A 7,726-nucleotide genomic window follows, 5' to 3' on the forward strand; every position below is an offset into this window, starting at 1 on the left:
GGACCGCAGCCGCGGTCCGGGCCCTCCGTCGTCCACGCCCGCTGCACTGCCTTGATCAAGGACCCTGATCATCAGGTGTCCTCCCTCACGGTGCGCGGTGAGGGAGGACGCTCCACGATCGGGGACCCTGATCATCGCCGGGGGCGGGCGGCGCGACCGGTCTGCGTCGCGGCGCCTGCGGCCAGGGTCGGTTAGCGTGGCTGGGCCCCTTCCCGTTCCCGGAGGCAACCTCCCCCGTGCCGAATCCCTACCTGCAGGTGCTGCGCACGCCGCACGCCCTGCCGATGGTGCTCGCTGCCTTCGTCGGCCGGCTCCCGCTCTCGATGGTCGGGCTCGGCTCGGTCCTGCTGGTCGCGTCCGAGACCGGCTCCTACGGCCTCGGCGGCGCCGTGGCCGCGGTGGGCGCGGTGACGACGGCGGCCGCCGGCCCGCTGCTGGGGCGGTGGGCCGACACGCACGGTCAGCGGCGGGTGCTGCTGCCGGTGCTGGCGGTGTTCGTCGCCTCCGGGCTGGTCTTCCTGTTCTCCGTGCGCGAGGCCTGGCCGCTCCTGGTCGTCTTCCTCTCGGCCGGGCTGGCCGGGGCCTGCATCCCGCCGGTCTCCTCGATGATCCGGGTGCGGTGGACCCATCTCCTCCGCGGCAGCCACCGCCTGCACACCGCGCTGTCGATGGAGTCCGTCGTCGACGAGTTCGTCTTCATCGTCGGCCCGGTGCTGGTGACCTTCCTCTCCACCACGGGGCACGCGACCTCCGGCGTGGTGACGGCGTTCACCCTGGCCACCGTCGGCAGCCTGCTGTTCGCCGCCCAGCGCCGCACCGAGCCCCAGCCGCACGGACATGCCAGCCGGCAGGGGCCGTCCGCGATCCGCACCCGCGGGCTGCGCGTGCTCTTCGTCGTCGGGGCCGCGGTGGGCGCCATCCTCGGCACGCTGGAGATCGCGCTGGTGGCCTTCGCCGACGAGCAGGACGCCATGGCCCTGTCCGGCGTCCTCATCGCCAGCCTGGCGGTGGGGTCGATGGTCAGCGGCATCGGCTGGGGGGCCATCCACTGGCACCTGCCGCTCCGGCTCCGCCTGGTCGGCGCGCTGGGACTGCTCACGCTGCTGGTCGTCCCGCTGGTGTTCATCGACGACCTCTGGTTGATGGTCCCGTTCGTCGTCGTCGCGGGGATCGCGGTCTCGCCCTCGCTGATCAGCTCCTTCACCCTGGCCGAGCTGCTCGTGCCCCGTTCGGCGGTGACGGAGGCGTTCACGTGGATCGGCACCGCGCTGGGTCTTGGTGTTGCCGTGGGCGCCTCGGCCGCCGGCAAGATCGTCGACGTCGCCGGCGCCAACCGGGCGTTCGTCGTCGCGATCGTCGCGGCGGCGATCGCCGCGGTCGCCGTCGGGGCCTGCCAGCGGCTGCTGCACGTGCCGGCCGAGCACGCCGCCGAGCCGGCGCTGGCCCGCTGAGCGGCGGGGCCGTGCAGGAGTACGCGCTTCCCGGGGCGCAGGTGCGCGAGCGGTCGGTCACCGTGCCGCTGCACTGGAGCACCCCCGATGTCGGCGGCAGCATCGACGTCTTCGTCCGCGAGCTGGTGCACCCCGACCGGCGCGCCGACGACCTCCCGCTGCTGCTCTTCCTGCAGGGCGGCCCCGGGGGCAAGTCGCCGCGGCCCACCCGCGGCGGCTGGATCGAGCGGGCGCTGCGCCAGTTCCGGGTCGTCCTGCTCGACCAGCGCGGCACGGGGCGCAGCTCCCGCGTCACCGGTGCCGGGATCAGCCGGTTCGCCGACGCCGGCTCGGCCGCCCGGCACCTGCTCGCCTTCCGCGCCGACTCCATCGTGGCCGACGCCGAGCACATCCGGCGGACGCTCTACGGCGGGCGCCGCTGGGCGACGCTGGGGCAGAGCTACGGCGGCTTCGTCACCCTGACCTACCTCTCGCAGGCGCCGGAGGGGCTCACCCGCTGCCTGGTCACCGGTGGCCTGGCGGGCCTGCACGCCGACGCCCGGGAGGTCTACCGGCGCACCTACCCGCGGGTCGCGGCGAACACGCGACGGTTCTACGCGCGGTACCCCGGGGACGTCGCGCAGGTCGCCGCCGTCGCCGACCGGCTGGCCGAGGAGCCTGCGGCTCTTCCCGACGGCGACCGGCTGACCGTCCGCCGGCTGCAGACCGTCGGCCAGGCACTGGGTGCGCGCGACGGCGCCGAGGAGCTGCACTGGCTCTTCGAGGAGGCGCTCGACGACGACGGCGGGCTCTCCGACACCTTCCTGGACCAGGTCGCCCGGCGCACCGCCTACTGGGACAACCCGCTCTACGCGGCCCTGCACGAGAGCATCTACGCGCAGGGCCCCGGCCCGGTCGGCTGGGCGGCGCAGGAGGAGCGGGGGCCCGAGTTCGACGGCGACCGCCGCCCGCTGCCGTTCACCGGCGAGATGGTCTACCCCTGGATGTTCGACGAGATCGCCGCGCTGCGGCCGTTCGGCCCGGCCGCGCACGCGCTCGCCGCGGTCGAGGAGTTCCCCGCGCTGTACGACCCCGCGCGGCTCGCTGCCAACGAGGTGCCGGTCGACGCCGCCGTCTACTTCGACGACATGTACGTCGACGCCGGGCTGTCGCTGCAGACCGCCGAGGAGGTCGGGAACGTGCGCACCTGGGTGACCAACGAGCACGAGCACGACGGCCTGCGGGTGGGCGACGTGCTCGACCGGCTGCTCGCGCTGCGGTCCCGGTGACCCGGGCCCGGCCGGCCGCCGGTGGGGGGCGGCAGCTCGGGGTGGCCCCGGAGCGGCTGGGCCGGTGGCTGGACGGCGTCGCCACCCGGCACGGGCCGTTCACCGTGGTCGAGCCGGCCGACGACGGGCTGCGGATCACCTGCGCGGACACGACCGGCGTCGTGCTGCGCGCCCCGTTCGGCTGGACCCCGGAGACGCCGCTGCTCGGCAGCTTCACCGCCGCCGCGGGACGGCCCCGGCGGGCCGCCGTGCTGCTGGTCCGCCGCGGCCGCTGGGCGGTCGGCGTGTTCGACGGCGGGGAACTGGTGGCCTCGAAGGTCGACGCCCGCCAGGTGCAGGGCCGGACGGCGGCCGGCGGCTGGTCGCAGCAGCGGTTCGCGCGGCGGCGGGCCAACCAGACCGACGCCGTCGTCGGGCATGCGGTGGAGACCGCCGTCCGGGTGCTGCTGCCGCACGCCGACGGGGTCGCCGCGCTGTTCACCGGCGGCGACCGGGGCCTGGCCGACGACGTGCTGGCCGACCCCCGGCTGCGCCCGCTGGCCGCTCTCCGCCGCGACCCCGCCCTGGGCGTGGGCGAGCCGACGAAGGCGGTCCTGCTGGAGACCCCGAAGCAGTTCCGCGCCGTCCAGGTGCTCATCAAGGAGCCGCAGGACGGCTCCTGACCGCTTCGTCGGGTCGGGCCGAGTGGGGGCCCGAGGCCTCCGCGCAGGCAGGACGGGAGGGCTCCGCGCAGCGGGGGAACGGCACCTGGCCGCGGTGTCGCCCGGAGGACGACAGCGTCATGGCGTGATGATCAGGCGGATGGGGTCGCCCTCCTTGTTCGCCAGCCGCTCCACGCCGTCGGCGGCCTCGGTGAGCGGCAGGGTGCCGGAGATGGAGCGGGAGAGGTCCAGGCGGTGGTGCCGGACCAGGTTCACCAGCTCGACCACGTGGGCCGGCTCGGAGCCGTAGTGGCCGAGGATCCGCTGCCCGAAGTAGCTGAACTGGGTGCCGTTGCGGATCTCCAGCGGCTGGTCGGTGAGGCCCACCAGCACCAGGGCGCCGTCCCGCTCGAGGCAGCGGACGGCCTGCTCGCGCACCGGTGCGACGCCGGCGAAGTCGAAGGCGAACGCCAGCCCGGCGCCGCCGGTCAGCTCGCGGACGCGCGTCGCGATGTCCTCGGAGGGGTCCAGCGCGAGGTCCGCGCCGAAGTCCAGGGCCCGCTGCCGGGCGGCCGGGACCGGGTCGACGGCGACGATCGGGGCGGCGCCGGCCAGGCGCAGCAGCTGCACCGCGTGCGCGCCGAGCCCGCCGATGCCCCACACGCCGACGGGCTGCGCGGCCCGCACCTGCGCCGTCCGCACGATCGAGGCCCACGGCGTCGAGACCGCGTCGGGGACGATGCACGCCTGCTCGAACGGCAGGTCGTCGGGGATCGGCACCACGGTCCCCGCCGTGGCGAGGGCGTACTGCGCCCAGCCGCCGTCGTAGTCGACGCCGCGGGTGTGGATCCAGCCGTCCTTCTCCTCGCCGGCCTGCAGCAGCACCCGCTGCCCTCCGGCCAGGCCGGTCACGCCGTCGCCGAGCTCGGCGACGGTGCCGGCCACCTCGTGGCCGAGCGTCACCTCGTCACCCGCGAGGAACAGCGGGGAGAGCTGCCCCTCGATGAGGTGGACGTCGGAGAGGCAGATGCCGGCCGCGGCGACCCGGACGAGGACCTCGCCGGGACCGGGCACGGGCTTGGGCACCTCCTTCACCACGAAGTCACGGGTGCGGACGTTCAGCCGGCCGGCCAGCATCGAGTCGGGCATGCCCCCATCCAACGCCGCGGGCCCCGCGCCGACGAACCGGGGCAGGGAGCGCCGGGTGTGGCGGGCGGGATCGGGGAGGCGGACGGAACGGTTCCGGTCGCGGTCCGCGCCGCGAGGGTGGTTGTGGAACGCGGTCGGCCCTGCTGAGCTGGGCAAACAGCCGGAGGAGGGTCATGGAGTCGCGCGCGGGGACGGGTCGCACCCTGGTCAGGCTCGCGTGCGCCGTCCTGCTCGCCGGTGCCCTCCTGGCCGGCCTGCTGCTCCCCTGGGTGGGCGGGCCGGCGCTGGCCGCGCGCAGCTCGTCGGCGCTGCTCGGCGACCCGCCGGAGGAGTTCTCCGTCGAGGTGCCCGCGCGCAACACCGTGGTGCTCGCGGCCAACGGCGAGGTGATCACCTCGTTCTACCGGGAGAACCGCGAGCCGGTGGAGTTCGACCGGATCGCCGAGGTCATGCGGCAGGCGCTGGTCGCCGTCGAGGACGCGCGGTTCTACGAGCACGGCGGGCTGGACGTGCAGGGCACCGCGCGCGCCCTGGTCACCAACATCGCCGCCGGCGAGGTCGAGGAGGGTGGCTCGACCCTCACCCAGCAGCTGGTCAAGCAGACCCTGCTGCAGTCGGCCCGCACCCAGGCCGACCGCGACGCCGCCACCGAGAAGACCTTCGGCCGCAAGCTGCGCGAGGCCCGGCTGGCGCTGGCGATGGAGTCGACCTACACCAAGGACGAGCTGCTCACCCGCTACCTCAACATCGTCTACTTCGGGCAGAACGCCTACGGCGTGCAGCCGGCTGCCCAGGCGTTCTTCGGCGTCGACGCCGTGGAGCTGACCCTGCCCCAGGCCGCCCTGCTGGCCGGGCTGGTGCAGAGCCCGAAGGACCACGACCCCTTCACCGACCCCGAGGGCGCCACCGTCCGGCGCAACCAGGTGCTCGCCCGCATGGCCGAGCAGGGGTACATCAGCCCCGAGCAGCAGGCCGAGGCCGCGGCCGCCCCGCTGGGGCTCGCCCCGGCCCCGGCGCCGCGCCGCGGCTGCGTCGAGGCCTCCGTGGGCGCCTACGTCTGCGACTTCGTGCATCAGTACCTGACCGAGGAGCTCGGGCTCACCCAGGACGACCTCGACCGCAACGGCTACGTGGTCCAGACGACGCTGGACGCCGACCTGCAGCGCGCCGGCGACGCCGCCGTGCTGGCGAACCAGCCGCTGGAGAGCTCGCTGGCCGCGACCTTCACCGCGGTGGAACCGGGCACCGGTCACCTGCTGGCCATGAGCGTCAACCGCATCTACGGGCACGACGAGAGCGACGAGCGGCAGGAGTCGGTCAATCTCAACGCGCTCCCCAGCCGGGGCGCCGGGTCGACGTACAAGGTCTTCGTGGCCGCCGCGGCGCTGGCCCGCGGCTACTCCACCGAGTACACGCTCACCGCGCCCAGCCCCTACGTCTCCCGGGTCTACCGGGAGGGCGGTGGCTTCTACGACGTCCGCAACTCCGGCGCCTACCGGGCCTCGCTGGACCTGACGACGGCGCTCTACCAGTCCTCGAACACCTACTTCCTCGCCCTGGAGGACGCGCTCGGCAGCGTGGAGGAGCCGGTGCGCATGGCCGAGCGCATGGGGCTCTACGCCCACGGCCCCGACGGGCTGGCGCAGCGCACCATCGACGAGAACAACGGCTCCTTCGCGTTCGGTCCCGAGGCCACCAGCCCGCTGGGCCTGGCCAGCGCCTACTCCACGCTGGCGGCCTCGGGCACCCGGTGCGACGTCGTCCCGGTGACCGCGCTGCTCGACCGCGAGGGCGAGCCCGTGCTCGGCCCGGACGGCGAGCCGCTGGTGGGCGGCGACCGCTGCACCCCCGAGGCGATCCCGCCGGGGGTCGCGAACACGCTGAACCAGATGCTGCGCAAGGACGTCGAGCCGGGCTTCGGTGGCCAGACCGGCCGGCGGGCGTACGTGCCGGGCCACCAGATCGCCGGGAAGACCGGCACGACGCAGGAGAACGTCTCGGTGGCGTTCGTCGGCTACACGCCCGAGATCGCCGCGAGCGTGATGGTGTTCAACCCCAAGCGGAACGAGGACGTCGGCGGCTTCGGCGGCGGCAAGGGCGCCACCATCTGGCACGACGCGATGGCGCCGGTCCTCACCGCCCGCGGCAGCAGCGACTTCCCGCCCGCGGACCCGGCGGTGGTGCGGGGCAACACCGTCCGGGTGCCCTCCTGCGACGACCCGTTCGCCTGCCAGGACGTGCTGGGCGACGCGGGCTTCCTGCACCGCGTGATGCGGGTGGACAGCGACCTGGCCCCCGGGGCGCTCGTCGGCACCAGCCCGCCCGCCGGCGGCCGGGCCGTCCTGGGCCAGGTCGTCACCGTGCTGGTCAGCAACGGGGCGCGGTACGTGCCGCCCCCGCCACCCCCTCCCCCGGCGCCCGAGCCGCCGCCCGCGCCGGTACCGGACCCGTCGACCCCGCCCCCGACCCCGCCGGTGCCGCAGGACCCGGGCACCGGGACCGAGGGCCCGCAGGCGCCCGACCGCCCGGTGTCAGCCGAGACGTGGCTCGACCGGTTCCCCTACCCGCCGCCGCGGCGCTGAGCGGTCGCCTGACAGCTCGTCCAGCGTCTGGGTGGTCAGCCAGCCCAGCAGCACGACCAGGTGGAGGAGGAACAGCCACAGGGCCAGCGCGACGACGCCGCCCACGACGTCCAGGTCGCCGAACGGCGCGCCGAGGTCCAGGGGCAGCGCCAGGAACAGCACGAACCCCTGCAGGAACCCCGACAGGCAGGCGGCGGTGAACAGGGCGCCGACCAGCAGCGAGCGCCACCGGACCCGGCCCCCGCCGACCACGCGGAACCCCCAGGCCAGCGGCAGCGTCAGCGCCGCGAGCACGGCGTAGTAGCCCAGGGCCACCTGGCCGACCGTGGCCGCGACGCCGCCACGGTCGGCGAGGTCGGCCATCTGCGCCGCCGCGAGCAGCAGCGGGTACAGCAGGACGGGCGCGAGGAGCAGCAGCGGGAGGGCGGCGAGCCGGCCGCGCCAGGCGGTGTGGTCCTCGTGCCGCGCGGAGAACCGCAGGAGCGCCCGCCGGAGCCCCTCGCCGTAGAGCGACATCGGCAGCAGGGCGAGCAGCGCCCCGAGCGGGGGGGGGGGGGGGGGGGGGGGGGGGGGGGGGGGGGGGGGCGGGGGGGGGGGGCGGGCGGGGGGGGGGGGGGGGGGGGCGGGGACCCGCC

At 75.5% G+C, this 7,726-nt stretch carries 6 protein-coding genes; 4 read left to right on the forward strand and 2 right to left on the reverse strand.

The annotated features are described in order from the left end of the window. The first annotated feature begins 236 nt into the window (after window positions 1–236). The 3 genes from ACI79W_RS19930 to ACI79W_RS19940 are packed head-to-tail and all read left to right on the forward strand — an operon-like array spanning window position 237 to window position 3,381. A complete protein-coding gene (locus tag ACI79W_RS19930) occupies window positions 237–1,451 on the forward strand; it encodes an MFS transporter (RefSeq protein ID WP_456563818.1) in 1,215 nt (404 codons plus the stop codon). Between the two features lie 11 nt (window positions 1,452–1,462). Beyond that, window positions 1,463–2,719: an alpha/beta fold hydrolase gene (locus tag ACI79W_RS19935; RefSeq protein WP_456563819.1), complete on the forward strand. Its 1,257-nt coding sequence runs from the start codon at window positions 1,463–1,465 to the stop codon at window positions 2,717–2,719. Next, window positions 2,716–3,381 carry an acVLRF1 family peptidyl-tRNA hydrolase gene (locus ACI79W_RS19940; RefSeq protein WP_456563820.1) on the forward strand — a complete coding sequence of 222 codons (666 nt, stop codon included), beginning with the start codon at window positions 2,716–2,718 and terminating at the stop codon, window positions 3,379–3,381. The genes ACI79W_RS19935 and ACI79W_RS19940 overlap by 4 nt, the downstream gene beginning before the upstream one ends. Before the next feature lie 117 nt (window positions 3,382–3,498). Here ACI79W_RS19940 and ACI79W_RS19945 read toward each other — a convergent pair whose 3' ends face one another. Beyond that, window positions 3,499–4,509 carry a zinc-binding dehydrogenase gene (locus tag ACI79W_RS19945; protein WP_456563821.1) on the reverse strand — a complete coding sequence of 337 codons (1,011 nt, stop codon included), beginning with the start codon at window positions 4,507–4,509 and terminating at the stop codon, window positions 3,499–3,501. A gap of 173 nt (window positions 4,510–4,682) precedes the next feature. On the opposite strand from ACI79W_RS19945, the gene ACI79W_RS19950 reads away from it, so the two are divergent. Next, window positions 4,683–7,091 (forward strand): transglycosylase domain-containing protein, encoded by a 2,409-nt coding sequence (locus ACI79W_RS19950; RefSeq protein ID WP_456563822.1) that lies wholly within the window; start codon window positions 4,683–4,685, stop codon window positions 7,089–7,091. On the opposite strand, the gene ACI79W_RS19955 is transcribed toward ACI79W_RS19950, so the two are convergent. Beyond that, on the reverse strand, window positions 7,041–7,625 hold the full coding sequence (locus ACI79W_RS19955; protein WP_456563823.1) for a YhjD/YihY/BrkB family envelope integrity protein: 585 nt from the start codon (window positions 7,623–7,625) through the stop codon (window positions 7,041–7,043). The two genes, ACI79W_RS19950 and ACI79W_RS19955, sit on opposite strands and share 51 nt — an antisense overlap. Window positions 7,626–7,726 lie beyond the last annotated feature (101 nt).

Source organism: Blastococcus sp. SYSU DS0533 (assembly GCF_054050775.1).

What these genes read in the sequence shown, in the direction of transcription:
- ACI79W_RS19945 (WP_456563821.1), bottom strand. Translation starts at nt 4,509, where the DNA reads ATGCCCGACTCGATGCTGGCCGGCCGGCTGAACGTCCGCACCCGTGAC.
- ACI79W_RS19950 (WP_456563822.1), top strand. Translation starts at nt 4,683, where the DNA reads ATGGAGTCGCGCGCGGGGACGGGTCGCACCCTGGTCAGGCTCGCGTGC.